At 73.8% G+C, this 16,105-nt stretch carries 16 protein-coding genes and 1 tRNA gene; 9 read left to right on the forward strand and 8 right to left on the reverse strand.

Features of this window, described 5'->3' with window-relative positions; translation table 11 throughout:
- The coding region (locus LG634_RS33545; protein WP_226739608.1) for an ATP-binding domain-containing protein at positions 1-1,647 on the forward strand (1,647 nt) is incomplete at its 5' end.
- 74 nt (positions 1,648-1,721) lie between these two features.
- Here LG634_RS33545 and LG634_RS33550 read toward each other — a convergent pair.
- Positions 1,722-2,369 (reverse strand): hypothetical protein, encoded by a 648-nt coding sequence (locus LG634_RS33550; RefSeq protein WP_226739609.1) that lies wholly within the window; start codon positions 2,367-2,369, stop codon positions 1,722-1,724.
- Positions 2,370-2,416: 47 nt separating this feature from the next.
- Here LG634_RS33550 and LG634_RS33555 point away from each other — a divergent pair, with 47 nt between their 5' ends.
- On the forward strand, positions 2,417-2,605 hold the full coding sequence (locus tag LG634_RS33555; RefSeq protein ID WP_226739611.1) for a DUF5703 family protein: 189 nt from the start codon (positions 2,417-2,419) through the stop codon (positions 2,603-2,605).
- Positions 2,606-2,666: 61 nt separating this feature from the next.
- On the opposite strand, the gene LG634_RS38365 is transcribed toward LG634_RS33555, so the two are convergent.
- From LG634_RS38365 to LG634_RS33570, 3 genes are all read right to left on the reverse strand, one after another.
- The gene (locus LG634_RS38365) at positions 2,667-3,464 is read right to left on the reverse strand and encodes a chaplin (RefSeq protein WP_226739613.1); all 798 of its coding nucleotides are present in this window, start codon (positions 3,462-3,464) and stop codon (positions 2,667-2,669) included.
- A 157-nt stretch (positions 3,465-3,621) separates the two neighbouring features.
- Complete coding sequence (chpH, locus tag LG634_RS33565) at positions 3,622-3,855, reverse strand: chaplin ChpH (protein ID WP_226739615.1); 234 nt, start codon at positions 3,853-3,855, stop codon at positions 3,622-3,624.
- A gap of 130 nt (positions 3,856-3,985) precedes the next feature.
- Entirely contained in the window at positions 3,986-5,311 is a 1,326-nt protein-coding gene (locus tag LG634_RS33570; RefSeq protein ID WP_226739617.1) for a M20/M25/M40 family metallo-hydrolase, read from the reverse strand.
- Positions 5,312-5,485: 174 nt separating this feature from the next.
- Here LG634_RS33570 and LG634_RS33575 point away from each other — a divergent pair.
- Positions 5,486-5,573 (forward strand) — tRNA-Leu (locus LG634_RS33575).
- Between the two features lie 133 nt (positions 5,574-5,706).
- Here the strand turns inward: LG634_RS33575 and LG634_RS33580 are convergent.
- From LG634_RS33580 to LG634_RS33595, 4 genes are all read right to left on the reverse strand, one after another.
- Positions 5,707-7,170, reverse strand: a complete 1,464-nt coding sequence (locus LG634_RS33580; protein ID WP_226739619.1) for an amino acid permease — start codon at positions 7,168-7,170, stop codon at positions 5,707-5,709.
- Positions 7,171-7,497: 327 nt separating this feature from the next.
- The gene (locus tag LG634_RS33585; RefSeq protein WP_226739621.1) at positions 7,498-9,060 is read right to left on the reverse strand and encodes an APC family permease; all 1,563 of its coding nucleotides are present in this window, start codon (positions 9,058-9,060) and stop codon (positions 7,498-7,500) included.
- A 44-nt stretch (positions 9,061-9,104) separates the two neighbouring features.
- The gene (locus tag LG634_RS33590; RefSeq protein ID WP_226739623.1) at positions 9,105-10,046 is read right to left on the reverse strand and encodes a hypothetical protein; all 942 of its coding nucleotides are present in this window, start codon (positions 10,044-10,046) and stop codon (positions 9,105-9,107) included.
- Positions 10,047-10,572: 526 nt separating this feature from the next.
- The gene (locus tag LG634_RS33595; RefSeq protein WP_226739625.1) at positions 10,573-12,228 is read right to left on the reverse strand and encodes an FAD-binding dehydrogenase; all 1,656 of its coding nucleotides are present in this window, start codon (positions 12,226-12,228) and stop codon (positions 10,573-10,575) included.
- 95 nt (positions 12,229-12,323) lie between these two features.
- On the opposite strand from LG634_RS33595, the gene LG634_RS33600 reads away from it, so the two are divergent.
- From LG634_RS33600 to LG634_RS33625, 6 genes are all read left to right on the forward strand, one after another.
- Positions 12,324-12,881 carry an NUDIX hydrolase gene (locus LG634_RS33600; protein ID WP_226739627.1) on the forward strand — a complete coding sequence of 186 codons (558 nt, stop codon included), beginning with the start codon at positions 12,324-12,326 and terminating at the stop codon, positions 12,879-12,881.
- Positions 12,882-12,890: 9 nt separating this feature from the next.
- A complete protein-coding gene (locus LG634_RS33605; RefSeq protein ID WP_226739629.1) occupies positions 12,891-13,289 on the forward strand; it encodes a YidH family protein in 399 nt (132 codons plus the stop codon).
- Positions 13,286-13,609, forward strand: a complete 324-nt coding sequence (locus tag LG634_RS33610) for a DUF202 domain-containing protein (protein ID WP_226739631.1) — start codon at positions 13,286-13,288, stop codon at positions 13,607-13,609. Before LG634_RS33605 ends, LG634_RS33610 begins: the two co-directional genes overlap by 4 nt.
- Positions 13,610-13,661: 52 nt before the next feature.
- Positions 13,662-13,958 carry a hypothetical protein gene (locus tag LG634_RS33615; protein ID WP_226739633.1) on the forward strand — a complete coding sequence of 99 codons (297 nt, stop codon included), beginning with the start codon at positions 13,662-13,664 and terminating at the stop codon, positions 13,956-13,958.
- A gap of 78 nt (positions 13,959-14,036) precedes the next feature.
- The gene (locus tag LG634_RS33620; RefSeq protein ID WP_226739635.1) at positions 14,037-14,948 is read left to right on the forward strand and encodes an MBL fold metallo-hydrolase; all 912 of its coding nucleotides are present in this window, start codon (positions 14,037-14,039) and stop codon (positions 14,946-14,948) included.
- 116 nt (positions 14,949-15,064) lie between these two features.
- Entirely contained in the window at positions 15,065-16,102 is a 1,038-nt protein-coding gene (locus tag LG634_RS33625) for a phosphotransferase family protein (RefSeq protein ID WP_226739638.1), read from the forward strand.
- Positions 16,103-16,105: the final 3 nt, after the last annotated feature.

The following is a 16,105-nucleotide window of genomic DNA, read 5'->3' on the forward strand; positions in this document are numbered from 1 at the left end:
GGCGCGGCCGAGGTGCTGCGGCAGGACCCGTGGCGGCTGCTGGAGCTGCCCGGCGTGCGGCCCTCGCAGGCCGACGGGTTCGCCCGCGCCCTGCTGGGGGCGGAGTGCGGCCCCGGCGACGAGCGGCGCTGCGTGGCCCTGGTCGGCTGGCTGCTGGCACAGGCCGCGCTGAAGGGCCACACCGCGCTGGACGCCGCCGTTCTGACCGGCGCGCTCGGACAGTACGCCGTACCCGACGCGGAGGGCGCACTGGAGGCGGCCATCGCGGACGGCGCGGTCCTGGTGTTCCAGGAGGGCGGCGAGGAGGACGGGCAGGCCGACGAGCCGGAGGAGGGCGCAGAGCCGGCCGGTCCGGTACGCGTGCTGGTCGGTCTGGAGGGTCACGCGCTGGCCGAGGAGAGCCTGGCGGACGGCCTGGCCCGGCTGCTGAGCACCTTCAAGCCGGCCGGCGACGAGCCGGCCTGGGCGGAGGCCGCCGCCGCGGCGCCGAGCCCGTCCGCCGCGGAGCTGATCAGGACGGCGGCCGGCCACGGACTGGTGGCGCACACCGGCGCCGAGGCGGCCCGGGCCGAACCGCTGGCGCTGGTGGCGGCCGCCCACCGGCTGGGCCTGCGCGCCTGCGCGGCGGTGCACACGCCGGACGCCCGGGACCGGGCTGCGGCCGTGCTGCCGCCCGGGGCGGCCGTGACGGTCGCCGGGCTGCTGGACGGCTCGGAGGGCCCGGGCCGGGACGCGGACGGGACGTTCGCCCTGGACCTGCTGGCCGTACTGGATGCCCCGCAGCTGGACGTGGACCGGGCGGCCGCGCTGGTGGAATCGGTGCCGGACGGCGCCCGGCTGGTGCTCAGCGGGGACCCCGCGGGGCTCGGTCCGGCCGGCCCGGGGCGGGTGTTCGGCGACGTGCTGGCCGCCCGCGCCTGCCCGCAGCTCGCTTCCCGCACCCCGGACCCGGGCCCGCTCGGCGAGCTGGTGTCGGGGATCGGCGTCGGCGAGCTGACGCAGGTGGCGGCGCCGGGCAAGGAAGTCGTGATCGTCCCGGTGCGCGACCCCGGCGAGGCCGTGCACCGCACGGTGCAGCTGGTCGCGGACTCGGTGCCGCGCGCCTTCGGCATCGACCCCGGCCACACCCAGGTCATCACCCCGGCGCACGGCGGCCCCGCGGGCACCCGCGCCCTGAACGCGGCGCTGAAGGAGCGGCTGAACCCCGGCCCCGGACGGTTCGGCGGCTTCGATCCCGGCGACCGCGTCGTGTACGTGCCGGCGCCCGGCCGGGCCGTCCCGGGCCGGGTGGTGACCGCCGACGCGGCCGGGCTGCACCTGGAGTGCGCCGGCCGGCCGGTGGTGGTGCCCCGCGAGCAGGTGGAGACGGCCGTACGGCACGGCTGGGCGGTCACCGCGCACCAGGCGGTCGGCGCCCGCTGGCCGGCCGTGGTGGCGGTGCTGCCCGGCGACGCTGCCGACGCGCTGACCCGGGACTGGGTGTACACGGCCTTCGGCCGGGCCGAGCGGCACCTGTCGGTGGTGCACGGGGTGGACCAGGCCCTGCCCCGGGCGGTCGCCGAGGTTCCGGCCAAGCCGCGCACCACCCGGCTGGCGGACCTGCTGCGCGCCCTGGCGGCCGCGGCGGCCGGGCCCGACCAGGACTGAGTCCCGGCCCGGACATGACGGCGCCCGGCCGCCCCTCCCCCGCGGGAGGGCCGGCCGGGCGCGGCGGGAAGGTCCTAGCGGCGGTCGGAGGGGGCCGGGAGGTCGTCGTCGTGGTCGTCGGCGCCCTCGTCGAAGACCGAGCTGAACTCGAAGCGGTGCAGGATGCGCTCGGGGTCGGTGTGGTCGAAGGGAGTGTTGAGCCATTCGCCGGGTTCGGCCGGCTCCTCGGCGGTCGCGATCCAGAGCGTGGCGTCGCCCTCCTCCAGGCCGAACTCCTGGTGCCGGGAGGCGATTTCGTCGGGTTCGTACTCGTTGAACAGGACGCCGAGGGCATCGGCGGTCCCGGTGGTCTCCGCCTCGTGGCCGAGGTCCGGATCGGCGGCGGCGACCAGCTCGGCCTGGGCGACCAGGCGCTTGGGTTCGACCACGACGTAGTCGCGCCGGATCAGCACGCTGAACACGCCCGGCTCGGCCGGTCCGGCGTAGCGCGCGGCGTCCTCCCCCGCCGGGATCTCGAAGGGCGTGACCTCGTCGTGGCAGTCGTAGAGGAGTTCGTCGTACTCCTCCGCGGCCGCGGCGAGTTCGTTGAACGCGGCGTACACGGCCGGGTCGTCGTCCCCGGTCCTGCCCTCGACCGCCGCCAGGTGGCGGTCCAGTGCGGCCTTGACCGCCTCGGCGGCGGCGCGTACCTCGGCTGCGGTGGGCTGAGCGGCATCAGACATAGTGCAGACGCTATCCGTACCGGGTCGGTGCGCGCACAATAGATTCGATGCCGGAATACGAATTTGTCGACGTGTACGTACCGCGCGGCGTCTCCCGCAAGGAGGCGACCCGCCTGCTGACCGACCATGCCGAGTACGGGAACTGGGAGTTGGACCGGCTGTCGCTGCGCCGGGACGGCAGCCGCCGCGTGCGGCTGCGCCGCCGGATCATCCGCCAGGTGCGCCCCACGTGGTGAGCGGCCGGGCCCCGCGCGCGATGCGCGGGGCCCGGCCGCCCGGGGCCTGCGGAGGGCGCCGTCAGAGGGCGGCGCGGGCCCGCCGGTAGAGCACGGCCCCGGCGAGCAGCATCCCGCCGCCGAGCGGCAGCGCCACGCCGAGCGCGCTGTCGGAGCCGGTGCGGGCCAGCACGCCGCCCGGATCGGTCTCACCGTCGCGCGTGCCCGGGCCCGTCCTGTCCGGCGTACCGGGCTGCTGACCGGGCGTACCGGGCTTCACCTGACCGGGCTGTCCCGGCTGACCGGGCTTACCCGGCTTGACCTGACCGGGGTGGCCGGGCTTTCCCGGAGTGCCCGGCTGTCCGGGCTTGCCCGGCGTGCTCGGGTGGCCGGGCGTACCCGGCTTTCCCGGCGTGCTCGGGTGGCCCGGCGTGCTCGGGTGGCCCGGCTTTCCGGGCTTTCCGGTGTTCGCGCAGTCGTTGCCGAGGGCGGGATTGAGGACCCCGACCACGGAGACCGAGTTCCCGCAGGCGTTGACCGGCACGTCGACCGGGGCCTGCACGGTGTTGCCGGAGCCGATGCCCGGCGAGTTGCGGGTGCCCCCGCCGGCGTGGGCGCCGGACGGGTGGTGGCCGCCGCCCTTGTTCACGCAGTGGTTGCCGAAGGCGGGATTCAGGAGCCCCACCACCGACACGGTGTTCCCGCAGGCGTTCACCGGTACGTGGACCGGGGCCTGGACGGTGTTGCCGGACAGTACGCCCGGCGAGTCCGACGCTCCTCCGGCGGCGCCGGCGTCGGCTTGTGCGTATCCCCCACCGAGAGCGAGGACACCCCCTGCGGCCGCCACGGTGATCAGCGTCTTCCTGGTGACCTGTCGCATGTGCTCACAACCCCCTGCTGCAGCTTTTGCTTCGTGCACCGGCGCGCGTGCTCCCCTGCTCGCACGCCGAAAGAAAACCCCGGTTCCCCGGAGCGCGGGTGACGCGCTCCGGGGCCGGGGACTCAGACCCTTGTCAGGGCTCGAATCGGCATCAAGCTCAGTCGTTGACGCAGGTGTTGCCGAAGGCCGGGTTGAGCAGGCCGATCACGTTGATCGTGTTGCCGCACACGTTGACCGGGACGTGGACCGGGACCTGCACGACGTTGCCGGACAGCACGCCGGGGGAGCCGACAGCGGCACCCTGGGCGGCCGAGTCGGCGACGGCCAGACCCGCACCCGCGAGAACCAGGCCACCGGTGGCAGCCGCGACGGCGGCAACCTTCTTGATCATCATTCCTCCTAGTAGGCAATGCGGTCCCAGCCGCGGACCGCACCACCTGTAACGAGGAGGTGCCACCAGGGCTACGAGCGTATGAGCGCATTCACTCTTCTCAGTGGATTGCGCACACCTGCCCGAGGTTTCAGCAGTTGTCGATGAATCGGTCCAGTACGCGCACGCCGAACTTCAGGCCGTCGACCGGCACCCGCTCGTCCACGCCGTGGAACATGCCGGCGAAGTCCAGCTCGGGCGGCAGCTGGAGCGGCGCGAAGCCGAAGCAGCGGATGCCGAGGTCGTCGAAGGACTTCGCGTCGGTGCCGCCGGAGAGCATGTACGGGACGGCCCGGGCGATCGGGTCCTCGGCCACCAGGGCGGTCTGCATGGCATCGACCAGCCGGCCGTCGAAGCCGGTCTCCAGCGCCTTGTCGGCGTGCACGTCCTCGCGCCTGACGCGGGGGCCGAGCAGCCGGTCCAGCTCGGCCAGGAACTCCTGCTCGTGGCCGGGCAGGAAGCGCCCGTCGACGTGCGCCACGGCCTCGCCGGGGATCACGTTGACCTTGTAGCCGGCACCGAGCATGGTCGGGGCGGCCGAGTTGCGCAGGGTGGCGCCGACCATCTTGGCGATGCCGCCGAGCTTGGTCAGCGTCTCGTCCATGTTCTCCGGGTCGAGCTCGGTGCCCAGGGCGTCCGACAGCTCGTCCAGGAACGACCGCACGGTCTTGGTGACCCGCACCGGCCAGGTGTGGCGGCCCAGCCGGCCCACGGCCTCGCACAGCTCGGTGACGGCGTTGTCGTTGTTGGTCATGGAGCCGTGGCCCGCGGTGCCCTCGACCGTGAGCCGCATCCAGTGCATGCCCTTCTGGGCGGTCTCCACGAGGTACAGCCGCAGGTTCTCGTTGACGGTGAACGAGAAGCCACCGACCTCGCCGATCGCCTCCGTGACCCCGTCGAACAGCCCCCGGTGCTTGTCGACCAGGTGACGGGCCCCGTACGTGCCGCCAGCCTCCTCGTCGGCGAGGAAGGCCAGCACGATGTCCCGCGGGGGCTTGCGGCCGCTGCGCAGCCGGTCCCGTACGACCGCGAGGGTCATCGCGTCCATGTCCTTCATGTCGACCGCGCCGCGGCCCCAGACGCAGCCGTCGGCGACCTCGCCGGAGAACGGGTGGTGCGTCCAGTCGGCCGCGTTGGCCGGCACCACGTCGGTGTGCCCGTGGATCAGCAGCGCGGGCCGGGACGGGTCCTCGCCCTCGATGCGGGCGATCGTCGAGGCACGCCCCTTGTGCGACTCGATGATCTGCGGATCCAGTCCGACCTCGGCGAGCTTCTCCGCGACGTACTCGGCCGCCTTGCGCTCGCCGGGGCCCGAGTGGTCCCCGTAGTTGCTGGTGTCGATCCGGATCAGCTCGCTGCAGAGTCCGACGACCTCGTCCTCGCCGGCCACGGCCTTGCCCCTGCTCGAATCGCTCACGCTGATTCCTCCCGTTTCGTCGGACGCTCTTCCGGTCCTCCCCATCCTCGCCCCCCGAGGCCCGTCGCCCAAGGCCCATCCCCGCCGGTCAGGGGGTGTGATCGAGGCACTCCGAAACCCTGGTAATGTTCTCTTCGTCGGAGCGGCCCGGAAGGGACGCGAGACAGACACCTTGTCCGGGTGGCGGAATGGCAGACGCGCTAGCTTGAGGTGCTAGTGCCCTTTATCGGGCGTGGGGGTTCAAGTCCCCCCTCGGACACCAGCAAGAAGGACCCTGGCTTCGGCCGGGGTCCTTCTGCGTTTCCGGACGTCCGCGGGGGTGCGCGCCACGGGGTCCCGGTACGCCGGAAGGCCGGGCGCGCGGGGCGGCCGGCCTTCCGGGAGCTGGTGCGGGGTCAGCCGTCCGAGCGGGCGGCGGCCAGGGCGGCCACGCGCTTGCGGACCAGGAACCAGCCGCCGACCAGGGCCGCGGCGATCAGGGGCAGCAGCTGCACCGTGGTGCGGCCGACGCCGCCGTCGCACCACATCAGGACCAGCACGGTGACCAGGAAGACCAGGGTGACGATCTGCGTGTACGGGGCCCAGGGCAGCCGGTAGCCGGGGCGGGTGACCCGGCCGTCGCGGGACCGCTGCCAGAACAGCAGCGAGCAGATCATGACCATGGCCCAGGTGCCGAGGATGCCGATGGAGGCCAGGTTGAGGACGATCTCGAAGGCCTCGCCGGGCATCCAGTAGTTCAGGCCCACGCCCGCGACGCCGAAGGACGCGGTGAACAGCACGCCGCCGTAGGGGACCTTGCCCTTGTTCATGCGGGCGGTGAACTTCGGGGCGGAGCCCGACATGGCCATCGAGCGCAGGATCCGGCCGGTGGAGTACAGGCCGGAGTTCAGCGAGGACAGGGCGGCGGTCAGCACCACGAGGTTCATGATGCCGGCGGTGCCGGGGATGCCCAGCTTGTCGAAGACGGTGACGAACGGGCTCTGGTCGCCCGAGTACGCGGTGTACGGCAGGAGCAGCGCCAGCAGGACCACGGAGCCGACGTAGAAGACGCCGACCCGCCACATGATCGAGTTGATCGCCTTGGGCATGATCTTCTCGGGGTTCTCGGTCTCGCCCGCGGCCACGCCGCACAGCTCGACGGAGGCGTACGCGAAGACCACGCCCTGGATGACCAGGAGCATCGGCAGCACGCCGGACGGGAACAGGCCGCCGTTGTCGGTGATGGTGGACAGGCCCGGGGTGTGGCCGTCGATCTCGTGGCTGGTCGCGACGAGGTAGATGCCGACGAGCATGAAGGCGACGAGGGCGGCGACCTTGACGATGGAGAACCAGAACTCCATCTCGCCGAAGTACCGGACCGAGATCAGGTTGGCGGCGAGGACCACCGAGAGGGCGATCAGCGCGAGGATCCACTGCGGGACGTCGCTGAACATGGCCCAGAAGTGGGCGTAGGTGGCGGCGGCGGTGATGTCGGCCACCGTGGTGGTGGACCAGTTGAGGAAGTACAGCCAGCCGGCGGTGTACGCGCCCTTCTCCCCCATGAACTCGCGCGCGTAGCTGACGAAGGCGCCGGAGGACGGCCGGTACAGGACCAGTTCGCCGAGGGCGCGCACGACGAAGAAGGCGAAGACGCCGCAGACCGCGTAGGCGATGGCGAGGGACGGACCCGCGCCGGCGAGGCGGCCGCCCGCGCCCAGGAAGAGGCCGGTGCCTATCGCTCCGCCGATCGCGATCATGTTGATGTGGCGGGACTTCAGGTCCTTGCTGTAGCCCTCGTCACCGGCATCGACGTGCGGGGACGCGGCTGCGGCCCGGTCGGTGCCGGACGGGCCGGCCTCGGTCAGGGTGCGGTCACTCATCTACGACTTCGCCTTCGTGCGTGGGACGGGCAGGTCCGGGCGGCACGAAGGGGCGGCTGTGTGTGTCCCGTTCCGTGCCGGAGGCGGGCGCGGGATCCGCGTCCGCCTCCGCACCGACGGGGATCGCCCCGGCGGTGACCCGGTGCCCGCGGGCCGGCCTGCGAGCACGACCCGGGGACGGGTGTATCGGCCAAGGAGACCATGAGGGGGTGGATCGGCCAAAACCGGGAGGTCCCCGTCCGTCGGGTCCAAGGGCGTCCGAAGGGTGTGAAAAGGCCCCGGCCGCCCCGTGGTCGGGGCGGCCGGGGCCGTCGGGTGCGGGCCGGGCTACTTCGCCGGGGCGGCCGCTTCCTCGGCCGCGTCCTCGGCGGCCTGGTCCAGCCGGAACGCCTCGTTGCCCAGGCCGATCCGGGCGTGCGCCTCCGGGCGCGTACGGCGCAGCACCGCGCCGTGGACGAGCCCGACGGCGGCGGCCGCGAAGACGGTGCCGGGCAGGATCCAGCCGAGGGCCGATCCGGGGCCGGCGCCGACGAGGACGTCGAAGTCCTTGACCGTGTAGGCGGCGATGCCGAGCAGTGCCAGGCCGGACAGGCCGGCGGCCACCAGGCGCCAGAGCTGGGCGGCGGCGGCACCGCGGCGGACGAAGAAGGCGATGACGGCGACCGAGGCGGTGGCCATCAGCAGGATGACGCCGAGGGCGCCGAGGTTGCCCATCCAGGTCAGCAGGTGCAGGACCGGGGTGGTGGGGTCGCCGGCGGGCTTGTCGTCGGTGACCGCGAAGGCCGCGACGACGACGACCGCGATCACGGTCTGGAGCAGGGAGCCGGTGGCGGGGGCGCCGCTGGTGGGGCTGGTACGGCCGAAGGCGGCGGGCAGCAGGCCCTCGCGGCCCATGGCGAACGCGTAGCGGGCGACCACGTTGTGGAAGCTGAGCATGGCCGCGAAGATGCCGGTCGTGAAGAGGACGTGCAGCACGTCCGTGAAAGCGCCGCCCAGGCGGGCCTCGGCGAGCCCGAACAGCAGGCCGGGGCCGGCTTCGGCGGAGTCGCGGACGATGGCGCCGGGGCCGGCGGCGACCGTCAGCGCCCAGGAGCTGAGGGCGAAGAACAGGGCGGCGAAGCCCACGGCGAGGAACATCACGCGGGAGACGACGATGTGCGGGCGGCTGGTCTCCTCGGCGTAGACCGGGGACTGCTCGAAGCCGACGAACGCGGCGATGCAGAAGCACAGGGCGGTGCCGAGGCCGGCGCCGGTGAGGGTGCCGGGGTCGAAGGCGTTCAGGGAGACGCCCTCCGGACCGGGGTCGGCGAGGGCGGCGACGTCGAAGGCCACGACGAGCAGGCACTCGACGAGCAGCAGGACGCCGAGGACACGCGCGTTCAGGTCGATCTTGAGCCAGCCCAGCAGGCCGGTGAGGGCGACGCCGATCAGGGCCGGTATCCACCAGGCGACCTCGGTGTCCAGGTAGGTCGCGCAGAGGCCGGAGACCTCGAACCCGAAGATCCCGTACACGCCGACCTGCATCGCGCTGTAGGCGACGAGGGCGACGAAGGACGCGCCGGCGCCGGCCGTGGGACCGAGGCCGCGGGCGATGTACGCGTAGAAGGCGCCGGCGTTGTGGACGTGGCGGCTCATCTCCGCGTACCCGACGCTGAAGAGGGCGAGGACGACGCCGAGGATGACGAACAGCAGCGGCTGTCCGACGATGCCCATCACACCGAAGGTCGTGGGCATCACGCCGGCGACCACCATCAGCGGGGCGCTCGCGGCGAGCACGGAGAGCAGCAGGCCGGCGGTGCCGAGCCGGCCGGCCCGCAGGGCGCGGTCCTGGCCCTTGTAGGTGCGGATCTCGGCCGTGCCGGTGAGCGTGCTGGATCTGCCCGTCGTCATGCGGGGGTGTCCTTTCGGGTGCGCGGGCCGGGGGTGCCCGCGGGTCAGGCGGCGCCGAGGGCGGCGCTGCGGGCGGCGAGGAAGGCCTTGTGGGGGTCCTGGTCCGGGTAGGACCAGGGGGCCGGGGTGGCGTGCCTGCCGATGCGGTGGAACAGGGCGGCGGCCTCGGCCGGGCGGCCCTCGCAGAGCTTGGCGTGGGCCAGGAAGTTCAGGTCGATGCGGTTGCGCGGGTGGTCCTCCCGCTCCCACTCCAGCCACCAGTCGAAGGCGGAGCGCAGGACCTGGCGGGCGCGCCGGCCGGACCAGTACTCGGCCGGGTCGGGGGCGCGGCCCGCGGCGGCCAACACCCGGTAGCGCTCGGCGTGGGCGATCACCGGCAGGACGGCGAGCGGGGAGTCGGCCGGGGACTCCTCGGCGGCCCAGGAGGCGAAGTCGTACACCTCGTGGAGCGGGTCGTGGCCGTCGGCCGGGCTGTTCTCGGCGAGCCGGGCGACCATCATGTGGTGTGCGTGGTGGTGTTCCCGGTGCCGGGCGCGGACCTGGTCGAAGGTGCGGCTGAACTCCTCGGGGGTGCCGTCCGGGCCGCACAGGTGGAGCAGGCCGAGCCAGGGCGTCGGGTCGGCGGGCAGCCGGGCGGCGGCGGTGCGGCAGGCCTGCCCGGCGTCCTCGGCGGAGCTCTTGCCGCGCAGGGCGGTGAAGACCTGGGCGCAGGCGAGCAGGGTGGCGGCGTCGGCGCTTTCCGGTTCGGCGAGGAGCCACTCGCGGGCCCAGGCGGTGGCGGCCGGGGTCTGGGCGAGGACGACGACGCGGTGCCCGCGGCGGTCCCAGTCGTCGCCGGTGGCGGCGAGCAGGGTGCGCACCGGGGTCCACCGGCCCTGGGTGAACTGGGCGCGCACGTCGACGAGTTCGGTATCGCAGAGCGCCGGGTCGAAGAACCGTTCGTCCTTCTTGCGGCTGCGGCCGAGAGGCGGCGGAGGCGGGGACATCCGCGGGAATTCCCTCCAGGACGCGGTATACGGGCCGGGGCGCGGCAGTGACGCCGGACGGCACCCGGATGATCACGCACAGCAAAGCGGTAGGCACAGCTCCACGTCAAGGTCTGAGCCAGAGCCTGGCGCGTTTTCAACTCATGGAACACCAGCCCCAGTTGATAGGCCGCCCGCAGTCGGACCGGACGGCCGGCGGGCTGCCCGCACCGGCCCGATGACCGGGCCCCGCGCTCGCCCTCCGCGCCTGCTGGGCTTTCCCGGGCCGCTGCGCGACCGGCTGATGGCCGCGACCCCGGGCGGGGCCGGTACCGGCACGACCGGACTCGAGGGCGAGGGCTGCACTTCGGTGGCCGAATGGCGCGCCGTGCAGGAGGATTTCCGGCACGGCGCGGAGCTGCGCACCGCGCTCGGCGACCCTGGGTCCACGGTGGCGACGACACGCTGGTCGTCGCCGGGCGGTTCCGGGTCGCCGAGCGGCTGGACACGCCTCAGGGCTGCTCGTCCGGAGCGGCCCCGGCGCCCGTCAGGCCGTCGCGCGGGCCGCGGCGCGGCCCGCGGTGCGGCCGGAGAACAGGCAGCCGCCGAGGAAGGTGCCCTCCAGCGCGCGGTAGCCGTGCACCCCGCCGCCGCCGAAGCCGGCGGCCTCGCCGGCCGCGTACACGCCGGGCAGCGGGCTGCCGTCGTCGGTGAGGACCCGCGAGTCGAGGTCGGTCTCCAGCCCGCCGAGGGACTTGCGGGTGAGGACGGACAGCCGTACGGCGATGAGCGGGCCGGCCGCCGGGTCGAGGATGCGGTGCGGGGCGGCGGTGCGGATGAGCCGGTCGCCGAGGTAGCGGCGGGCCCCGTGGATCGCGGTGACCTGGAGGTCCTTGGTGAACGGGTTGGCGATCTCGCGGTCCCGCGCGACGATCTCGCGGCGTACGGTCTCCTCGTCGAGGAGGTCCTCCTTGGTGACCGCGTTCATGCCGCGGACCAGGGCCGGCAGGTCGCGCTCGACCACGAAGTCGGCGCCCTTGTCCATGAACGCCTTGACCGGGCCGGGCACTTCGGCGCGGGCCCGGACCAGCACGTCGCGGACCGAGCGGCCGGTGAGGTCGGGGTTCTGCTCGGACCCGGAGAGGCCGAACTCCTTGCCGATGATGCGCTGGTTGAGCACGAACCAGGTGTGGTCGTGGCCGGTCTTCATGATGTGGTCGAGGGTGCCGAGCGTGTCGAACCCGGGGAACAGCGGCACGGGCAGCCGGCGGCCGGTGGCGTCCAGCCACAGCGAGGACGGGCCGGGCAGGATCCGGATGCCGTGACGGGCCCAGATCGGGTTCCAGTTCTCGATGCCCTCGGTGTAGTGCCACATCCGGTCGCGGTTGATGTGCCGGGCGCCCGCGTCCTCGGCGATGCCGAGCATCAGCCCGTCCACGTGGGCGGGGACGCCGGAGAGCATCCGGGCCGGCGGGGTGCCGAGGCGCTCGGGCCACTGCCTGCGGACCAGGTCGTGGTTGCCGCCGATGCCGCCGGAGGTGACGATCACCGCCTGGGCGCGCAGTTCGAACGTCCCGGCCACGTCCCGGCTGCTCGCGGTGCCGCGGGCGGCGGTGGAGGGGGCCAGCACCTCGCCGGTGACGGTGTCCACGGCGCCCGCGCTGCGTGCCAGTCCGGTGACGCGGTGCCGGAACTTCAGCTGCACCAGACCGCGGGCGGCCCCGATCCGCACCCGGCGGGCGAACGGCTCGACCAGGCCGGGCCCGGTGCCCCAGGTGATGTGGAAGCGGGGCACCGAGTTGCCGTGCCCGTTGGCGTCGTAGCCGCCGCGCTCGGCCCAGCCGACCACCGGGAAGAAGCGCACCCCCTGGGCGTACAGCCAGGGCCGCTTCTCGCCCGCGGCGAAGTCCACGTACGCCTCGGCCCAGCGGCGTCCCCAGGCGTCGTCCTCGCGGTCGAAGCCGGCGGTGCCGAGCCAGTCCTGGAGGGCGAGTTCGCGGCTGTCGCGGATCCGCAGCCGGCGCTGCTCGGGCGAGTCGACGAAGAACAGGCCGCCGAAGGACCAGTGCGCCTGGCCGCCGAGGGACTGCTCGGGCTCCTGGTCCAGCAGGATGACCCTGCGGCCCGCGTCCACGAGTTCCGCGGTGGCCGCGAGCCCCGCCAGCCCGGCTCCGATCACGATCACGTCTGCGTCGTACGCCATGCGTCTGCCGTCCTTCGTCGGTGGTGGGACAGATCCTGGCTACGCTGCGGTAACCCGTCAACACCGGTGATTGGATGATCCTCATGGATGCCGATATGAGCGCCGGGGCAGGCGCCGGTCCGGGCGCCGGTCCGGGCCCCGCCGACGAAGTGCTGGACGTCGTGGACCGCGAGGACCGGGTGACCGGGCGGGCCAGGCGGGGCGAGGTGTACGCGCGCGGGCTGCTGCACCGCTGCGTGTTCGTGTACGTCCGGGACGCCGCGGACCGGGTGTTCGTCCACCGCCGGACGCCGTCCAAGCTGGTCTTCCCCTCGGCGTACGACATGTTCGTCGGCGGCGTGCTGGGCGCCGGCGAGAGCTACCCGCAGGCCGCGCTGCGGGAGGCGGAGGAGGAGCTGGGGGTGTCCGGGCTGCCGCAGCCGGAGCCGCTGTTCAAGTTCCTGTACGAGGGCGAGGGCGGGGCCTGGTGGTCGTACGTGCACGAGGTGCGCTGCGAGCTGCCGGTGTCGCCGCAGGAGTCCGAGGTGGACTGGTACGCCTTCGTGGACGAGGCGGAGCTGGAGCGGTGGGCCGGGGACCGGACGTGGGTGCCGGACGGGCTGGAGGCGTACCGGCGGCTGCGTGCGCACCGGGCGGGGCAGGGCGGCCAGTAGATTGCCCGGGTGATCGACTTCGTGAAGGACGTACGGCTCTGGTTCGCGCCGCAGCGGCTGCGCGACGAGGGCGGTACGCCGGACTACCGGTTCTCCCTGGCCAACGAGCGGACCTTCCTGGCCTGGATCAGGACCGCGCTCGCGCTGGTGGGCGGCGGGTTCGCGGTGGACCAGTTCCTGCCGGACCTGCGGTGGGGGGTCCGGGTCGGGATGGCGCTGGCGCTGCTGGCGGTCGGCGCGCTGTGCGCGCTGCGGGCGGTCAACCACTGGGTGCGGTGCGAGCGGGCCATGCGGCGGGGCGAGGACCTGCCGGTGTCGCGGTTCCCGGTGCTGCTCAGCCTGGGGGTGGGGCTGGTCGCGGTGGCGATGGTCGTCGTGGTCCTCTTCGGCTGGACCGCACCGCGGTGACCGGCCCGGCCGACGGCACCGCCCGCGATCCCGGCCTCCAGCCCGAACGGACCCGGCTGGCCTGGCGCCGCACCACGCTGGCCTGCACGGTGGTGGCGGCCCTGGCCGTCAGGCAGGCCGTCCGCGGTCCCGCCACCCCGCTCCACCTGTCGGCCGTCGCGCTGACCGCCCTCCTCTGGCTGGCCTTCCTGCGCACGGCCCACCACCGCATCGCGGACCTGGCGGCCCCCCGCCCACCCGGCCTGGCACCCCGGTCGGCCCTGGGCGCGGCGCTGTTCACGGTGGCGCTGGCGGGGATGGCGGTGGCACTCCTGGTGTGAACCCCGGGTCGTAACGGGGCATACCGGGGTGAGGCGGGCTAGCCTCGCGGACATGAGTACCTTGCATCAGGAGCACGGGATCCACGGGCATGCGCACGGGCCGGACTGCGGGCATGCGGAGGTGGTCCACGGCGACCACGTCGACTACGCGCACGACGGGCACCTGCACCGGGAGCACGACGGGCACTGGGACGAGTGCGAGCCGGCCGGACACGTGCCGCACGACGGGCACGGGCACGAGCACGGCACGGGGTGCGGACACGACTCCGTGGAGCACGGCGACCACCTCGACTACCTGCACGACGGGCACCGGCACGCCGGGCACGACGGGCACTGGGACGATCACTGACGGCCCGGTTCCCCCTCCCCGGGGCCGGTGGCGGCTGGCAGGATACAGGAGCCAGTCGCAGCGACCCGGGGAGAACGCATGGCCGTCGAAGAGCCGTACACCGTCCAGTTGGCGCCCGAAGTGCACGCGTACATCCAGCCCGACGGGGGCTGGTGCATCAACAACGCGGGCTTCGTCAGCGACGGCGGCCGGACCCTGCTCGTCGACACCGCGGCGACCGAGCGGCGGGCCCGGCAGCTGCGGGCGGCGGTGGCGGCGGCCGGGGTGCCGCAGCCGGACCTGATCGTGAACACCCACCACCACGGCGACCACACGTACGGCAACTGCGTGTTCATGCCCGGCGCCACGGTGATCGGGCACGAGAACTGCCGGACCGAGACGCTCGACGCCGGGCACCAGCTGCACCTGATCTGGCCGCAGACGCCGTTCGGGGACATCGAGGTCACCGCGCCGTCGCTCACGTACACGGACCGGCTCACGCTGCACCTCGGGGAGACCGAGGTGCAGGTGCTGCACCCGGGGACCGCACACACCACCGGCGACTCGGTGGTGTGGCTGCCGGGGCGGCGGGTGGTGTTCACCGGTGACCTGGTGTTCGCGGGCGGCACCCCGTTCGTGCCGATGGGCTCGCTGGCCGGGTCGCTGGCCGCGCTGGAGGTGCTGCGCGGGCTGGACGCGGAGACCGTCGTACCGGGGCACGGACCGCTGACCGACCCGTCCGCCTACGACGCCACCGAGCGGTACCTGCGCCACGTGCTGGAGCTGGCCGAGGACGGCCGGGCCAAGGGGCTCACCCCGCTGGAGACGGCGCAGCAGGCGGACCTCGGCGAGTTCGCGGCCTGGCGGGAGAGCGAGCGGCTGGTGGCCAACCTGCACCGGGCGTACGCGGAGCTGGACGGGCAGCCGGGCGGCTCGCGGCTGGACGCGCTCGCGGTGTTCTCGGACATGGCGGTCATGAACGGCGGCACGCCGGTGGCCTGCCACGCCTGAGCGGGAGGGCGGGACTGGGGGCGTCTTCCGGACTCCCCCGCGGCCCCCTCTGGACGGCATACCGACTGGTCGGCATGATGGGCGCCGACCCGTTCGCGCCGTACGGAGGTAGGCACATGACGTCAGCGACCCCGGCCGGGGCCGCCCCGCGGGGGCTGGACCCGGTGCGGCTGCGCGCCCATCTGGAGCAGGAGCGGCCCGGGCTCACCGCCGGACCGCTGACCGGCCGGCTGATCGAGGGCGGCCGCTCGAACCTCACGTACGAGGTCACCGACGGGGTGCGGCGCTGGGTGGTGCGGCGGCCGCCACTGGGCCACGTACTGGCCACCGCGCACGACATGGCCCGCGAGCACCGGGTGATCGGCGCGCTGCACGGGACGGCCGTGCCGGTGCCGGAGCCGGTGCTGCTGTGCGAGGACCCGGCGGTGCTGGGAGCGCCGTTCTACGTGATGGAGTTCGTCGAGGGGGTGCCGTACCGGACCGCGGAGCGGCTGGCCGCGCTGGGCCCCGTTCGGACCCGGCAGGCCGTGCTGGGACTGGTGGACACGCTCGTTGACCTGCACGCGGTGGACCCGGCGGCGGTGGGGCTGGCGGACTTCGGGCGGCCCGAGGGGTTCCTCGACCGGCAGCTGCGCCGCTGGGGCAAGCAGCTGGCCGCCTCGCGGGGCCGCGAGCTGCCCGGCATCGACGAACTGCACGGCGCGCTGGGCCGGGCGCTGCCCGCCTCGCCCGCGCCGGCCGTGGTGCACGGCGACTACCGGCTGGACAACGTGCTCATCGGGCCGGACGACACGGTCCGGGCGGTGCTGGACTGGGAGATGTCCACGCTGGGCGATCCGCTGACGGACCTGGGCCTGCTCGTGATGTACAGCTCCGACCTGGGGATCGCCGACTCCCCCGTGAGCACGACGAGCGGGGCGCCGGGGCATCCGGCGCCGGCCGAGCTGGTCGAGCGGTACGCCGCCCGGTCGGGCCGGGACACCGGGGAGATCGCCTGGTACACCGCGTTCGCCTGGTTCAAGCTCGCCGTGATCCTGGAGGGCATCCACTACCGCTACACGCTGGGCCAGACCGTGGGCGCGGGCTTCGACCGGATCGGCGAGCTGGTGCCGGTCTTCATCGGGCACGGCCTGACCACTCTGCAGGAAGGCTGAGGG

This window comes from Streptomyces bambusae (assembly GCF_020532645.1).
GTDB classification, from domain to species: Bacteria; Actinomycetota; Actinomycetes; order Streptomycetales; family Streptomycetaceae; genus Streptomyces; species Streptomyces bambusae.